Source organism: Peribacillus sp. B2I2, assembly GCF_041261685.1.
In the GTDB taxonomy this organism is placed as follows: domain Bacteria; phylum Bacillota; class Bacilli; order Bacillales; family DSM-1321; genus Peribacillus.
In genome coordinates, this window is record NZ_JBGCCB010000002.1 from 215,083 (window position 1) to 231,410 (window position 16,328).

The following is a 16,328-nucleotide window of genomic DNA, read 5'->3' on the forward strand; positions in this document are numbered from 1 at the left end:
AGTATACGGCCCTCATTGTATTGTACTGCCCATGTAGTGACAGAGGACTATGATTTACTTGAACTTTACTCTGTCGCAGTAAAGTGTCGAATGTATCAATGAATATGAAACTTTACTTCGTGTTCCAGAAAAAATATAAAGATTCTATTGTAAAGGAAGGATTGGAATTAATAATATGAACATTTTAGTAACAGGAGCCGCAGGTTTCATTGGTTTCCATCTAACAAAACGTTTGTTAGCTCAAGATATCAATGTTATTGGTGTAGATAATATTAATGATTATTATGATGTTTTTTTAAAGATCAATCGTCTCAGGTTATTAGAAGAAAACACTAATTTCGAATTTCACAAAATGGATTTGTCAAATAAAGAAAAATTAAATCGATTATTTAAAGACAGAACGATTGATATAGTCATCAACTTAGCTGCTCAGGCTGGAGTACGTTATAGCATAGACAACCCGGATTCTTATGTTAATTCAAACCTAGTTGGGTTTGTAAATATCTTAGAGGTCTGTCGACAAAATAATGTAAAGCACTTAATTTATGCATCCTCTAGTTCTGTATATGGAGCAAATATCAATATCCCCTTCTCAACCAAAGACCCAGTGGATCATCCAGTAAGTTTATATGCTGCCACTAAAAAGGCTAATGAATTAATGGCTCATACTTATAGTCATTTATATAATATTCCAACCACAGGACTCCGTTTCTTTACGGTGTATGGTCCATGGGGGAGACCTGATATGGCTTATTACTCTTTTACTAAAAATATTATTGAAAAGAATACAATAAAGGTTTTTAATAATGGCGAAATGAGAAGAGACTTTACTTATATTGATGATATTGTTGAAGGAATAATCCGATTACTCGATAATCCACCGATATATAACAGTGAATGGGATAGAGCTAATCCTGATCCAAGTTCAAGCTATGCTCCATACAAAATTTATAATATCGGTAACAATAATCCAGTTAAATTAATGGATTTCATTAATACATTAGAGAAACTAATCGGCAAAAAGGCAATAATTGAATTTTTACCAATGCAACCTGGAGATGTTAAGGAGACCTATGCAGATATTTCCGATTTGCATGCTGAAGTGGGATTCTATCCTTCAACAACAATAGAAGAAGGTTTAACTCATTTTGTAAATTGGTACAAAAAGTACAATAAATAAGGAAAAAAGAAGTAATAAAGAATTCGAGGAAAACCATCAAGAGAACCACCGTCAAATTTCAGCTGTCGAAATGATACATCCTCGAATTGGTGATGGGAAAATTAAAATAACAGATCAATCCCATTTATGAAATGCTGTTATTAGAAAGTGCATATGTGAAAAAGATTGCTGACGACAGATTCGATATTAGTGGATTTGAAGAGTACATGACAGCAAATCAATATAATGAGCAAAAACCCCAAATCAAATAAAAAGAGATGGGTATACGGGTGAATTACATGCAAGCAAAATGAATATTAAAATATGTAAGTTAATAAAAGGAGAAAGTAATTTGAACCCTAAAAAAACGAAAACTTCAGTGGTAGTTCTTAAGGAGTATCAATTGTCAGTTTTTCTCACGATGTCCCTTACACGTAATTCTACAAAAGATCCTCTATCCAAATTAAATCCTCTGTTTGAAAACTCCTTTAAAGTTTGTTCTGAAGACCTACCATACAAAGTCATTTATAAAGCTGATTCTATGTTCCCACATGAATTTCACAAGCAAGTGAAACAACTTGCAGATCAAGAAAAAATTAAAAAATTAGGTAGATATCAAGAACTATTAGTTCAATTAGCAGCCGAGAAAAGCAAATATGAATATCTTATGAAAGGGAGTGAGGTGGGATGAAAACCATTGCTTTTTTTGTGAGTGAAAACATCAAAACACATCAACGTTTTATATATAATCAAATCGTAAAAATTAGTCAATATCGCTCAATCGTAATCGGCCCATTCGACAAAACCAACCGTACAGAATTCCCCTTTGAAAACTACTATAATTTAAACAAAATTAAAGATCTAAAAAAGTTCTTCGAAGAACAAGATATCATAGCCATTCATGCTCATCACGGATCACACGGACAAGAAATTTTGCCTGTATGTGAAAAATATAATATCCCTTTGATTGTTAGCATTAGAGGACGTGATGGTTCTGACAGACCAGAAATTTTCGAAAAAAATGCTAAGCGATATTCAGCATTAAATAAACATGGTGCACACTATTACCCTGTATGCCAATATCTTGCAGAAGGATTAAGAAGTTTAGGAATTCCGGCTAAAAATATGCATGTGTTATATGGTGGTATCGAATTAGATCTTTTCCCCTATTCTAACCGCACTCTTCCTATAGTAGGCGAAATAAGAATTTTATCTGTAGGTAGACTTGTAGACAAAAAAGGATTTGTTACTCTTATAAAAGCATTTAAACGGATTTATACACAATATCCGAATGCTAGACTCCATATTATTGGAGCAGGTGAAGATGAGAAAAAAATTAAATCCGCCATTGCAGAATATAACCTTAAAGATGTTGTGATTCTTAGAGGAGCTATGGATTCAAAACAAGTTTCGAACGAATTAAAAAAAGCTCATATCTTTTGTCTAGCAAGTCAAACAGCTAAAAATGGTGATATCGAAGGCATTCCTAACGCCTTAAAAGAAGCAATGGCTAGCGGTTTACCTGTCGTTTCCACTCAACACGCGGGAATCCCTGAATTGATTGAACACCAGAGAACAGGATACCTAGCTCCAGAAAAAAATGATATTGAGTTAGCGAAAGGCATACAATTCTTTTTAGAACATCCAGAGATTTGGAACGACTATACGGAAAGAGCACGGAAAGTCATTGAAGAAAAATTTGATGTAAACAAACAAATTATTGAGCAACAAAGATTATATTCTCTCGTTAATACAAAGAAAACGGAAACTAAAACAAAAACTAAAAAAAAGAAAAAGAAAAAATAAATCAAGTAAGGAAAATTTAAAAACAATATTTATCATAACGAAAAAACAAGCGGATACCAATAGTTATCATTTAAGTAGAAAGGGGAGTGACATGGGCTATATTGAAGATTTACGCAAGCTTGTGGGAAAAAGGCCAGTCATTTTAACAGGTGCAAAAGTATTAGTGTTTAATCCACTTGGGCAGATTTTATTGCAATTTCGAACAGATACAAAGGTTTGGGGATTACCAGGGGGACTAATGGAGTTAGGTGAATCATTAGAGGAAACAGCATTGCGTGAAGTAAAAGAAGAAACAGGTTTAACGATTGGCCGATTACAATTTCTAAAAGTTTTATCAGGCGTAAACTATTTTATTCACTTACCAAATGAAGATCAATTCTATTCTGTTAACGCTTTTTATACAACAAATGAAATTATCGAAGGAACCTTGAAACCTGATGGTAAAGAAGGAAGTGCTGTACACTTTTTTCCAATCAATCAGCTGCCAAAAGATATGGATCCCGATATTAAAAAAGAAATTTGTAATTATTTAAGATTTGGCAAATGAATTTTTTCGAAACCAGCCGTATTTTCGCTCTTCTTCCAAAGAATTAATGAAGAACAAATGACGCTCTTTCCAAAGTACTGGTTGGGAATATGAATGAATCAACCTACTTTGGAAGGGAGGATGTTTGGCGATTCTACAACTCAGTTGCATGATGGAGAACTACACAAGGAAGCTAAAATGTCCTTTAGGAAACCATACTCAATTGATCGCCTACAATGTCTACTAAGGTTAAAGATCGAAGACGTGACAAACAAAGCAAAACATACAGGCTGGAAGGAGATGTTTTTTAATGGATTGGAAGTCTTTATATTCTATTTGGACAAGTTACAGAAATTTAGATAATGAAATGCGTTTAATGCTTGAAGAAATGAAGGATGATGAAATAGCACTTGAAGACGCCTTTTATAAAAATTTGGAATTCGGGACGGGGGGGATGCGAGGGGAAATTGGTCCAGGTACGAATAGGATGAACATATATACCGTACGAAAAGCGACTGTAGGACTTGCTGAGTATATTCAATCGTTTGGAAACGAGGGAAAATCCAGAGGAGTCGTAATTGCTTACGATTCAAGACATAAGTCTCCAGAATTTGCATTGGAGGCAGCCAAGACTTTGGCAACAAAGGGAATTAAAGCTTATGTATTTGATGAATTACGGCCTACCCCACAGCTCTCTTTTTCCGTACGTAAACTGAATGCATTTGCCGGTATCGTCATTACAGCAAGCCATAATCCGCCTGAATATAATGGATATAAAGTGTACGGATCAGACGGGGCACAGCTACCTCCTGAAGCGGCGGATCAGGTCATTAATTACGTGAACGCGATTGAAAATGAGCTTTCCATTGTAGTGGAGGAAGAAGAAATCCTAAAGGACAGAGGGCTCATTCAAATCATTGGGGAAGAGCTGGATACTGCTTATAATGAGCATTTGCTCACTATTCCGGAAGATCCAAAGTTAGCAGATGAAATCGATGTAAAGCTTGTGTTTACACCGCTGCATGGTACAGCCAATAAATCCGTAAAACGTGCTTTGCATGATTTAGGATATCGAAATGTCCATATTGTTAAAGAACAGGAAATGCCCGATGCTGACTTTCCTACTGTTAAATCGCCTAATCCAGAAGAACATGCTGCTTTTGAATTAGCCATCACGCTTGGAAACCGTGTCGACGCTGATTTATTGATTGCCACCGATCCGGATGCGGATAGGCTCGGAATTAGCGTGAAAAATAATGCTGGAGATTATGTCGTATTAACAGGCAACCAAACAGGCGCTCTCTTTTTGGAATATTTAATTTCCCAAAAACAAAAGAAAGGGACCCTTCCAGAAAATGGAGTCGTATTAAAGACCATCGTGACTTCAGAAATAGGACGGGCGATTTCTGAGCAAAATGGTTTAAAAACGGTAGATGTTTTAACTGGATTTAAATTCATTGCTGAAAAAATCAATGAATACCACACAAGTGGAGAACATTCTTTCTTGTTTGGTTATGAAGAAAGCTATGGATATCTAATCAAAGATTTTGCTCGTGATAAGGATGCCATACAGGCGACCATTCTGGCAGTGGAAGTCTGTGCCTATTACAAAAAGCAAGGGAAAACGATGTACGAAGGTTTACTGAATGTTTTTGAGAAATATGGATATTACTTGGAAGGTTTGCGATCGTTGACTTTAAAAGGAATTGAAGGTTCCAGACAAATTCAAGCGATTCTCAATGAATTCCGTGAAAATCCACCAGATCAAATTTCTGGCCAAAAAGTAGTGGTTCAAGAGGATTATCTCAGTGGGAAAAAATACACGTTTGGGGCAAATAGGGAAGAGGCCATAAAGCTCCCAAAATCGAACGTATTAAAATACTTTCTTGAAGATGGCACATGGGTATGTTTACGACCTTCCGGAACTGAACCTAAAATTAAATTTTATTTCGGTGTTCAAGGAAACTCAATGAACGAAGCCAAGGGGAAATTATCCACCGTTATGGAAGACTTTATGAGAAGAATCAATAATTTGCTTTAAAGACTCTCATTCAGAGGATCTTCGTAAAATAACTAGGGTCAGCATTCATTATGTAAAGAAATGCGGACCCTTTTTGTCTATCTATAGGTTATTACTGCTTTCTAAATCTAGCGCCCAGCCTCTCGGAGTCATAAATACCCTTCTTAGAAATCAAGATTTCCCGTAGGTCGTCTTGCCTTTCGGGGCTGAACAGGGTACTTACCCCAACATGGTTGAGTATGAGGGTGTCGGGTATCGCGGGCTGGTGCTGAGATGTATTACTATTCGGCACTGATTGGAGCATTGAGCATATAATATACTATTCCAATCCTTCCAATACCCCCTATGATAGTAGCCTTGCTGATACCGTATGACGTTGCGTAGTACAGTTGTACAGGCCCTAGGATGGGCCTTATGAAAGGTGCTAAATAGGGAGGTTTTTTAAAGGGTCCTTATGGCGCCCCTTTATAGGCCATCTCCAATAGAAATGCCCTATAAGAAAAGTGCCTTAAAAGAGTGAAGTCTCAAAAAGTAAAACTAGAACATGGAACAGCATACATATACCGTTACATTAAAACCATTTGAAAATGTAAAATAATCCTAATGATAACTGGTCTATGAAGAAATTCTGAATAGTTAAATAATTAAATAGGAGACCAAGGACTTCAATGCGCTAGTGCAATCATTCCATTCGCTCCATACTTTATTCCTTTAGATATAAAAAAGGTGCCTGAAGTAGGGTGGGAATTTTGAACAAGACACCTGAAATGGCAGTTAGCCTATGATTTAAAGCTGTACTTTCATTTATTGTGGAAAACTATAAATGAACTAAAATGTGAAAAAACGTTTGTTTATCCTGCAAACAAAGGTTTTTTCTAATACCTATTTGCAGATTTGATATCTATACTGGATAACCCTGCCAGCAAATACAATTGGACCATTGATGTCGAGTAGATTAACCGATAGAATGCCATCAACAGTGTAAAACCGAATAAAGCGGTACCCCAGTAAATATGGCGTCGTTAACACCTACGCAACTTAACCCTTTGTTTTTGAAACCATAGCGTACGTTAGAGATTCTCTTTTCCGTCATTAAGGGGTAGATAATAAGATGGTGGCTGCTGCACCCTCCTCTAAGGCTGCCGCTGAGCCGACCCTAGTGACCTGTACAGTTAATAGATCGCATTGGTTGACAACTAAACTAGCGGTTGTAGATCCACAACAATTGCCTGGATTTGGACCTGTTATCGTTACACTAATGCCTGTGTTGACAAAAGTAACACCACAATCGGTGCTTCTAAATATTGTACCAGTTATAGATTGTGCTGCGGTTAATGGTTCATCACGGATACTGAAAACGAAACCTGTAATAGTTGATGTCTGTGCTATAACTACATTTGTTCGTGTAGGATCCGGGTCATCTACACCTAGTCCAAAGAATTGATTATTGGGAAGTGTGTCATCTGAAGCTAAATAGATAGTACTTGCTCCACCACCTTGAGGTCCTTGATTACCTTTTTTATCATTATCAGTTACGTTTACTTTCACTTCAACGTTTTGCTCTACCTTTTGTTCTTGTTTAGATGAGCATTTGCATTTACTATGACCGCAATCCTTACACTTTTTTACCTTACCCAACTTTGTACCCTCCTTTTATAAAACATTACTTTATCTTATGAATCTAGAATTTTTTTGGATTAGATAAAACCAAATAACAACACCCATTTTTAAACACAGAACATTTTTAAATACATATTCTCTCTTGATAACGGGGAGAAAAGATTGAGGTGACATCTGAGGAAAAACAAGCAGAAATCACATTGCGGATCAAGGAGTCAAATATTTACGGGGGAAAGGTAAAGGAGGTAAATCGGACGTTGAAGGATAAAGGAAATCGCACAATTAAAATGTAGATTCATCATGTTAGGAGCCAATATAAAAGTACTCATAAATTGTAATATTGCTGACATTTTTAAATTTAGAGCATAACATGTAATAACCAATTTAAGTACCTCTTATTTCGATTCGGATGCGTTACTGCTATGTCCCCTTTTGATAAAAATAGTAAGAAAAAAGCCGACCTTTATTTTTCGGCTTGTTCAAATATGAATCCTTTTTCAAGGGAACGGTTCTTTTTTATACTTTGCCTCACACCCCAATGCCAGATCTTTGTGCAACTTCCGCGAAATCTTTCGGACGATCAAGTCAAAGCAATTGCTGAACGGGATGGAATGATTGGACTAAATGCATTCTGAGTAATGTAGATCCTACACGCCCGGGGATTGACCAATTCATTGACCATGCTTCATACATTGCAGACTGAGTTGGTATACGGCATTTAGGATTTCGTTTCGATTTCATTGAATACTTTGAAGTAGGGGTAAGGGGAGGCTGCCTTCTAGTATTATTAATGAACAAACGAGCCTGTATCCACCGTGGATCAGGCTTTTTTGTATATAACAAAATTAATCACGATAAATATTACGTTTTAGGACTTTGATTAAAAATCATGCTTGCAATTGCGATTGACTAGAATTCTTGAAAATCACCTTCGCTTTAAAATGTGAGAACATATAACAACCTATAATCACAATACAACTACCAATTCCTTGTACCCACGTCATTTTTTCACCTAATAAGAGAAAAGCTAAAATTGCAGTGAAAATAGGATTGAAATTCAAGAAAATACCTGATGTAGTTGTACCTAACTTTTGTACACCAATGTTCCAAAGTACCATACATGCTACAGTTGAGATAACACCTGTATATAAAATAGATTGTATGAAAGAAGTATTTATATTTGACACTGCAAAATTAGAAAAATTAAACGGGAGAATAACTATAAGTCCAAATATACCAGAATATAATGTTGACATCATGGGTGTTGTTGTTAACATTGCCCATTTGCTACAAACGGAATATATCCCCCAAACACATACAGCAGCCATCATATATAAATGACCTGTATTAAAACTCAATGAAAGGAATAGATTAATATTTCCTTTTGAAAGTACAAGTATTACACCAAAAAGCGAAAAAAACATAGAAAATATTTGTAGAATATTAATTCTTTCTTTTAAAAAGAAAAATGAAAAAATTGCAATTGAAATCATGTTTAATGTTGATATTAACCCAACATTAGTGGCGGAAGTTTTCTCTAATGCTACAAATTGTAATAGATTAAATAGAACGACACCTGTAATCCCCATCAAAAATAATGGAAGGATTGCACTACGAGGTGGAAATATCTTTCTTTCTTTCCACCATACAATGGGCAAAAGACAACTAATAGCAATGATCCACCTTAAAGTCGTCAACGTCATCGGAGAAGCATGTTCGACAAGCGACTTTCCAACGACAAAGTTTCCACCCCATAACAAACTTGTTAAAAGTAATAACGAAAAATAATAATATTGCATTTCATTTTGCTCCTTTACATCTTTCACTGTTTAAGTAAAAAGATCGAAGCCATTGTGCACAATGACATTTCAATTTTCATAATTATTTATTAATAATTTTAACATTTTAGATCGTTACTTAATATATTATTTTGTATAATAGAAGAAACTTAAAATAATATAAAGAAATATTGCCGATAAACAGAATTAAATTTTGTTTTGCTATTGGAGTGATACTATTTTTGGAACAATTGTAAAAGGGGTGACTATAAGTGGAATCTATCGTAAGCAAGGTTCTAGATAATGTTGATATTCAAATTTTAGATTTACTACAAAAGCAAGCACAGTTAAGCAATACTGAGCTTGCAAAGCGTGTCAAATTATCTCCACCAGCTATACATTCAAGGATAAAACGTTTGGAAAATGAAGGGTTTATTAATGCACAAGTAGCAATTTTAAACCAGGAGAAGCTAGGTTTTGATTTATTATGTTTCATTTTTATTAGTACGAATATACATCAAGCTGAAAAACTGGAAGTTTTGGAAAAGGCATTAGCTTCTATGTCAGAAGTATTAGAGTGTCATTGTTTAACAGGTGAGTATGATTATCTTCTAAAAGTGGCTAACAAAGATCGGAAGGAATTAGAAATATTTATTAGAAAGTTAAATAAACTAGGCATTACAAAAATTCAAACTAGCCTAGCTCTCAGAGAAATAAAATATTCAACTGTTTTACCTATATGGGAAGAAAAGTCCCGTTCGTAAAAGAACACTTTTACGAACGTTTTGTTTTTTTATTAAATCACCTATTTTTAACGTGCGTTAAAGTTTTCAAATACTATCACTTTTAAAGAAGAGGAATATTTACTACTTGACGAAAAGGAATATCAAATTTCAGTGGATGATTTCGCAACAATTAAAAATACAAATATACAAGAAGTAGGGATTGGATCAATTGTCACTATTAAAGAAGTGACATAAAAATTTGAAATGCAGCTTAAAATTGTGAGTTCCGCAGAATCACCAACTGGTCACCGAGAGTTAACAGTCGATCAATCAGCAAAGAATGAGAAGTTTTTTAAACAAGAAGAGCCCATGGAGTTAATGCATTCTATGGGCTTCACAGGGGTTAGTGGAAATTTTCCATTTAAAGGGACTTTTCAGTCTCGTTAAAAATAAAAGAGAGATTAATTGGAGTTATCACAAAATTCCCACACTAAAAAACATCATACAAAGACAATAAATTAAGTCGTTCCACCTTCTAAAAGTTTAACAGGCAGATATGTCTCCAACGGAAAATCGTTAAATTCACCTTTAATTTCTTTTAATAAAATATCAATTGCTGTCTTGGCAATTAAATCAATTGGTTGTTGTATGGTTGTCAATTCTGGCAGTAAAACTTGAACTGCTTCTGTTCCATCATAACCGACAACTTTTAATTGCGTTGGTATATCTTTTCCGCGCTTTTTAGATTCAGCTATAACAGATGCCGCGATTAAATCATCACTTGCAAAGATCCCATCTACTTCTGGATGTTCATCAAAAAGCTTAGAGATTACTTCTTGATGACTTTGACCATGTGAAACTTCATATGTAATTGGAAGTCTACTCTGTTCCTTCATAACATCCTCATACGCTTTTCTTCTTAAGTTTGCTGGTGTTTGCAGCTCAATTGGTCCATTTATATGAACAATATACTGACAACCTTTCATTATTAATAATTCTGTAGCTTTTTTCCCTCCGCTATAATTGTCAGAGCCAACAACAGGGATGTTTTTCGATAAGTAGTGGTCAATTGCCACGACAGAAAGATTCTGCTTCTCATAATTTAGTATACCTCGGTTATATGTCACTACGACTACTCCATCTACTTGATTACGTATGAGCATTTCTAAATATTTTTCTTCTTTATCTATACGGTTTAAGCTGTTACAAAGTAACAATTTATAGCCTAATGAAGCACAGATACTTTCAATATGAAAGGTAAGTTCACCGAAAAATGGGTTACTTGAATTTGGGATAATTAGTCCTATTAAATTAGTTCGTTTATTAAATAAAGAACGGGCTAAATCGTTTGGAAAATAATTAATCTCCTCCATCGCTTTATAAACTTTTTCTTTTGTTTTTTCACTTATGTAACCGCGGTTATTTAATACACGGGAAACTGTTGTTGATGAAACACCTGCTATTTTTGCCACATCGTGAATGTTAGGCTTCATTTCATGTCCTCCTACCTTATTTTTTATACTCATTTGAATAAAGTTTTCATGTTTTTGTCCATTGATTGGATACTGAGATTTTTTCAGTTGGTTCACAGAGTTATTAAACATTGGCATCAATATTGTATAAAGAGCGAAGGTTTTAAAAATGAAAAATCCATTAATAAACTGTTTAATAGCATATCATAATCTGTCACCTACTAGGAAAACCCTATAATAAAATAATTTCAGATTAGTCTGATCACGCACCCATTTTAGAGAAAAGTACTAATATGTGCAAGAGTTAGAGACAGATTACACGAAAATTATTGTCTGATTTTTCAAAAAATAACTGTCAATCGGTTGACATATGTAACCGGTTGACATAAACTACTGTTGAAAGCGCTTTTATGAGTTTTTTTAAGACGAAAGACATATGAGGGGGAAGTGAAAGGTATGAAGAAATGGCTACTAGTAAGTATATCTTTATTACTGATGTTTGCTGCGGTGGGCTGCAGCAAAAGCGAAAGCGTTAATAGTGATGGTAAAAAAACGATTACGATGTGGGTACACATATCTGATGATAATGAAGAAGGAAAAGTGTATAAAAAACGGCTAGAAGCCTTCAATAAGAAGTATTCTTCTGACAATATCAAAGCTAAAATTGAATTTATTCCACGTAGCGGAAATGGCGGTGGTTATGAAGACAAAGTAAACGCGGCCCTTACAACTAGCACGTTGCCGGATGTTATTACTTTGGACGGACCAAATACAGCTGCTTACGCGAAATCTGGTGTCATTGCACCATTGGATGAGTATGTAAAAGATCAAGAGGATTTGCTGCCAAGTATTAAGCAACAAGGAACTTATAAAGACAAGCTGTATGCAATTGGTGTTAGTGAATCATCTGTTGGGATTTACTACAATAAAAGAATGTTACAAGAGGCGGGCGTAGATTTGAATACGCTACCAACAGTTGATAATCCATGGACATGGGACCAATTCCTTGCTCTTTGTAAAACGTTGAAAGATAAATACGACAAACCAGCTATTGATATGCAATTACAGTCGAAAGACGAAATGTTGACGTATGCGCTAACTCCGTTTGTCTGGTCAGCTGATGGGGATATCATCTCGAAAGATGGAAAGAAAGCAGAAGGTGTCTTCAATAAAAAACCTACTGTTGAAGCGATGACTTTTATTCAAACAATGTTGAAAGAAGGTTATACGACACGAACGCCAGTCAAACAAGCGTTTGAAACGGAAAAATATTCAATGAAGTTTAGTGGAGTATGGACAGTAACTGATATGAAAACAAACTACCAAAAGGTAGATTATGGCGTTATGCCATATCCAGTATCACCAAAAACAAAGAAACTAGTTTCTCCTTCAGGTAGTTGGCAATTTGCGATGACCCAAACGTCCGAAAATAAAGAATGGGCTGCAAAATTAGTTGACTGGATGACAAACAAAGATTCGAATGTGGAACTGAGCCGTACGATTGCAGCACTGCCAGTCCGATACTCTTCTGAAAAAGTGATGGCAAAAGAGTTCTCAGATCAAATGAATGTTTTCCTGAAACAATTGAAAGAAACAGGACACGCACGTCCCGTTACACCGGCTTATCCGCAAGTCACGCGTGCTTTCCAACAAACAATCGATGACATCAGCTTCTATGATCAAAATAAAGATATCCAAAAAGTATTGGATACACATGCGAAAGAAATGCAATCAGCTATCGATAAGGCCAATTAAAAGGAGGAACTATGAGTAAAATTGGATGGAAAGAAAATAGGAATGTCTATACATTTCTGAGACCAGAGGGAAGAACGAAGAATAGAATTCGGTGGAAAGAAAATGTAGTTGCATATACGTTTTTGGGACCGGCGTTGTTAATTTTATCGATGTTCCTTGTTATTCCGTCTATTATGTCAGTCTATTATTCGTTTACGGATTACTATTTATTGACACCAGATATGCGTACATTTGTCGGATTGGACAATTTCATCAATCTATTCCAGGACCCAATTTTTCTGAAAAGCTTGGTGAACACACTGGAATTTGTCGTTTGGGTGATTCCGTTACAGATAGGGGCAGCTCTTGGGCTGGCCCTCCTATTAAATAAACAACGTAAAGCAAACACGTTTTTTAAAGTAGCTTACTTTAGTCCAGTTGTCATGTCACTTGTCGTTATCTCTGTTCTATGGTTGTATTTGTTAAATCCAAATGAAGGGATTATTAACAACGTACTCACATACTTCGGAATTTCAGCCCAACCGTTTTTGACAAGTCCTAAGCAGGCGATATTTACAATTGTTGTGGTTTCAGCTTGGCAAGGAGCTGGCTTTCAGATGCTGATTTTTCTAGCAGGACTGCAGAATATCCCTGGTGATGTTTATGAGGCGGCACAGTTAGACGGAATGAATAAATGGCAAAGTTTTATATACATTACGTTACCTTTGTTGAAACCAACTTCAATATTTATATTTATTACCACATTAATTGGCGCATTCAAGCTGTTGGTTCAACCAATGGTTATGACGCAAGGTGGACCAGTGAATTCCACCATGACGGTTGTCTATTATATTTATCAAACTGGTTTTACGGACCGTATGGTGGGTTATGCCAGTTCAATTGCTCTCTTGTTTGGGACGATTATCGGACTTGTTACGATTACGCAACGTAAACTGGTGAAGGAGGATGAAGACTAATGAGACGGAAATTTGGGCCTCTAACGATTTTAGAATACATTTGCCTGGTTTTGCTCGCAGTGCTATTTATTTTTCCACTGTTTTGGATGGTCGCATCCTCGATGAAGCCAGAAGCGGAAATTTATAACGACATGAGCAACATTAAGGCTTTCCTGCCATCATTTCATCCATCGGACTGGTTTGTATCCTACAAGCAAGTTCTGTTACGATTTCATTTACTAGGTTATATCGGCAACAGTTTGTTTTATGGTTTGTGCGTAGCAGTTGGTTCCATAATTATCAATGGGATGGCGGGCTATGCATTTGCTAAACTTAATTTTAGTGGAAAAAAAGTGCTGTTTGGTCTTTTATTGGCTATTTTAATCGTGCCATTTGAAACTATCTTAATCTCTCAATTTACCATTATTCATAGCATTGGATTAGTGGATACACGTCTTGCGGTTATTTTGCCAGCGTTGGCAGGGGCATTCAATATCTATTTGTTCCGGAACTTTTTTATGGCTATTCCAACAGAGATTATTGAATCGGCAAAATTGGATGGGGCAAATACATGGCAAGTTTTCTGGCGGATCATGCTACCGATGTCTAAACCAGCCGTTGCCACTGTTGGAACATTGGCTTTTATCGGAAGTTGGAATGACTATATCTGGCCTCTGATGGTCTTGACAGACAAGTCGAAATTTCCGATCCAAGTAGCGATTACAGCAATTAATAGTACAGATCCGGTTTATACTAACCAAGTCATGGCTGTACTGACGATATCCACCGTTCCATTGATTATTATCTATATTGTGGCTCAACGTTATATTTTAGAGGGGATTGGTGGTTCAGGTACAGGCATTAAATAAAGAGTGTATCATCATTAACAACCATGTATGGACTTAAATTCACATTTCTAATTCTTCTTTTTCATATTGTTAACTAGTTATTCATTTCTTTACACATGTCTAGTAAAAGGAGCAATTAAATTGAAAGTTTCAAAAAATCTGTATTGGATGTTAAGTGCGTATTTTTTCTTTTTCTTTTTTACTTGGTCTTCTAGTTACTCTTTATTTTCCATTTGGTTAGGACAAGAAATAAATTTAAGTGGGTCAGCTACAGGTATTATCTTTTCTGTAAACGCTATCTTCGCCTTATGTATGCAGCCACTATATGGTTATATATCTGACAAAATAGGTTTAAAGAAAAAAATATTATCTTTCATTAGTTTGCTTCTCGTATTTGTAGGACCATTTTATATCTTCATCTATGGACCATTATTAAAATACAATGTCTTTTGGGGCGCGGTTGTTGGAGGAATCTATTTAGCAGTTGCTTTTCTAGCTGGTATTGGAGCGATTGAATCATATATTGAGAAGATTAGCCGTAAATATGATTTCGAGTATGGAAAATCGAGAATGTGGGGCTCTTTAGGGTGGGCGGCAGCTACATTTTTTGCAGGACAGTTGTTTAATATTAATCCAAATATCAATTTCTGGGTTGCATCTGTTTCAGCAATCATATTAGTGGCCATTATTATGTCTGTGAAAATAGAAATGACGGATCAAGAGATGAATAAAGCTGATTCTATTAAATTAAAAGACGTTGGACAACTTTTTTTATTAAAAGATTTCTGGTTTTTCATGATGTACATTATTGGGGTGACATGCGTATACAGTGTTTATGATCAGCAATTCCCTCTTTATTACGCCTCTTTATTTCCGACTGAATCGTTAGGCAATCAAGTATTCGGATATCTAAACTCGTTCCAAGTATTTTTAGAGGCTGGAATGATGTTTCTTGCTCCGTTTATCGTAAATAAGTTTGGTGTAAAGAATAGTTTAATTCTAGCAGGATTTTTAATGGCCTTCCGAATCATCGGTTCTGGAATTGTTGTTGGGCCAATCGGAATTTCTTCGATGAAATTAATTCATGCTCTAGAATTGCCTATTATGCTAATTGCTATTTTTAAATATTTAGCAGCGAATTTCGATACCCGCTTATCTTCTGTGCTTTATCTAGTTGGTTTCCAATTTGCATCTCAGGTAGGTGCATCTATTCTTTCACCAATTGCAGGTGGATTATATGACAGTGTAGGATTTCGTAATACCTATCTCATCATGGGAATCATGGTTTTTTGTTTTACCATTATTTCAATCTTTACTTTAAAAGGTTCTAAAAAAAGAAAAGGCTTAAATGGCAATGTGGAAAGGTTACGAAAGATAATATAGGAGGATGTTAGGATGTTAACAATTAATAGAATTAAACAGGCTGAAGAGGCACTGAAGAATGCAAAGACAAAAATAAATAATCGTTATCGATTAGGTTACCATATCATGGCTCCAGCTAACTGGATTAATGACCCGAACGGTTTCACACAGTTTAAAGGGGAATATCATGCATTTTATCAATGCCATCCATATGATGCAAATTGGGGGCCTATGCATTGGGGCCATATAAAAAGTAAAGATCTCATTCATTGGGAGCATTTGCCTGTTGCTTTAGCTCCTGGGGATGCTTGTGATACAGATG

14 protein-coding genes and 2 pseudogenes are annotated in these 16,328 nt (G+C 35.6%); 12 read left to right on the top strand and 4 right to left on the bottom strand.

Annotated features, from left to right (window positions below):
* Positions 1-175: 175 nt before the first annotated feature.
* The 5 genes from ABIE66_RS28960 (at position 176) to ABIE66_RS28980 (ending at position 5,532) form a co-directional block, all read left to right on the top strand.
* A complete protein-coding gene (locus ABIE66_RS28960) occupies positions 176-1,180 on the top strand; it encodes an NAD-dependent epimerase (protein ID WP_370017279.1) in 1,005 nt (334 codons plus the stop codon).
* A gap of 289 nt (positions 1,181-1,469) precedes the next feature.
* Entirely contained in the window at positions 1,470-1,850 is a 381-nt protein-coding gene (locus tag ABIE66_RS28965) for a hypothetical protein (RefSeq protein WP_370017280.1), read from the top strand.
* Positions 1,847-2,965 (top strand): glycosyltransferase, encoded by a 1,119-nt coding sequence (locus ABIE66_RS28970; protein WP_370017281.1) that lies wholly within the window; start codon positions 1,847-1,849, stop codon positions 2,963-2,965. Before ABIE66_RS28965 ends, ABIE66_RS28970 begins: the two co-directional genes overlap by 4 nt.
* 91 nt (positions 2,966-3,056) lie before the next feature.
* Positions 3,057-3,512 carry an NUDIX hydrolase gene (locus tag ABIE66_RS28975; RefSeq protein WP_370017282.1) on the top strand — a complete coding sequence of 152 codons (456 nt, stop codon included), beginning with the start codon at positions 3,057-3,059 and terminating at the stop codon, positions 3,510-3,512.
* Positions 3,513-3,801: 289 nt separating this feature from the next.
* The gene (locus ABIE66_RS28980; protein WP_370017283.1) at positions 3,802-5,532 is read left to right on the top strand and encodes a phospho-sugar mutase; all 1,731 of its coding nucleotides are present in this window, start codon (positions 3,802-3,804) and stop codon (positions 5,530-5,532) included.
* A 1,071-nt stretch (positions 5,533-6,603) separates the two neighbouring features.
* Here ABIE66_RS28980 and ABIE66_RS28985 read toward each other — a convergent pair.
* Positions 6,604-7,149 carry a hypothetical protein gene (locus tag ABIE66_RS28985; protein WP_370017284.1) on the bottom strand — a complete coding sequence of 182 codons (546 nt, stop codon included), beginning with the start codon at positions 7,147-7,149 and terminating at the stop codon, positions 6,604-6,606.
* A 507-nt stretch (positions 7,150-7,656) separates the two neighbouring features.
* Between ABIE66_RS28985 and ABIE66_RS28990 the strand changes: the two are divergent.
* A pseudogene (locus tag ABIE66_RS28990) lies at positions 7,657-7,757 on the top strand (membrane dipeptidase); the annotation flags it as partial.
* On the opposite strand, the gene ABIE66_RS28995 reads toward ABIE66_RS28990, so the two are convergent.
* Both ABIE66_RS28995 and ABIE66_RS29000 read right to left on the bottom strand, forming a co-directional pair.
* A complete protein-coding gene (locus ABIE66_RS28995) occupies positions 7,717-7,872 on the bottom strand; it encodes a hypothetical protein (RefSeq protein WP_370017285.1) in 156 nt (51 codons plus the stop codon). The pseudogene ABIE66_RS28990 and the gene ABIE66_RS28995 overlap by 41 nt on opposite strands.
* Positions 7,873-8,018: 146 nt before the next feature.
* Entirely contained in the window at positions 8,019-8,930 is a 912-nt protein-coding gene (locus tag ABIE66_RS29000) for a DMT family transporter (RefSeq protein WP_370017286.1), read from the bottom strand.
* A 251-nt stretch (positions 8,931-9,181) separates the two neighbouring features.
* Between ABIE66_RS29000 and ABIE66_RS29005 the strand changes: the two genes are divergently transcribed.
* Positions 9,182-9,673 carry an Lrp/AsnC family transcriptional regulator gene (locus ABIE66_RS29005; protein ID WP_370017287.1) on the top strand — a complete coding sequence of 164 codons (492 nt, stop codon included), beginning with the start codon at positions 9,182-9,184 and terminating at the stop codon, positions 9,671-9,673.
* 479 nt (positions 9,674-10,152) lie between these two features.
* Here the strand turns inward: ABIE66_RS29005 and ABIE66_RS29010 are convergent, their stop codons facing one another.
* Positions 10,153-11,127 (bottom strand): LacI family DNA-binding transcriptional regulator, encoded by a 975-nt coding sequence (locus tag ABIE66_RS29010; RefSeq protein ID WP_370017288.1) that lies wholly within the window; start codon positions 11,125-11,127, stop codon positions 10,153-10,155.
* A gap of 435 nt (positions 11,128-11,562) precedes the next feature.
* On the opposite strand from ABIE66_RS29010, the gene ABIE66_RS29015 reads away from it, so the two are divergent.
* The 5 genes and pseudogenes from ABIE66_RS29015 to ABIE66_RS29035 all read left to right on the top strand — a co-directional run.
* Positions 11,563-12,861, top strand: a complete 1,299-nt coding sequence (locus ABIE66_RS29015; RefSeq protein ID WP_289323234.1) for an ABC transporter substrate-binding protein — start codon at positions 11,563-11,565, stop codon at positions 12,859-12,861.
* An 11-nt stretch (positions 12,862-12,872) separates the two neighbouring features.
* Positions 12,873-13,817, top strand: a complete 945-nt coding sequence (locus tag ABIE66_RS29020) for a carbohydrate ABC transporter permease (RefSeq protein WP_370017289.1) — start codon at positions 12,873-12,875, stop codon at positions 13,815-13,817.
* Entirely contained in the window at positions 13,817-14,665 is an 849-nt protein-coding gene (locus tag ABIE66_RS29025) for a carbohydrate ABC transporter permease (RefSeq protein WP_214795553.1), read from the top strand. The genes ABIE66_RS29020 and ABIE66_RS29025 overlap by 1 nt, the downstream gene beginning before the upstream one ends.
* 120 nt (positions 14,666-14,785) lie before the next feature.
* Positions 14,786-16,027, top strand: a complete 1,242-nt coding sequence (locus tag ABIE66_RS29030) for an MFS transporter (RefSeq protein ID WP_370017290.1) — start codon at positions 14,786-14,788, stop codon at positions 16,025-16,027.
* A gap of 21 nt (positions 16,028-16,048) precedes the next feature.
* Positions 16,049-16,328 (top strand): annotated as a pseudogene (locus tag ABIE66_RS29035) (glycoside hydrolase family 32 protein); the annotation flags it as partial.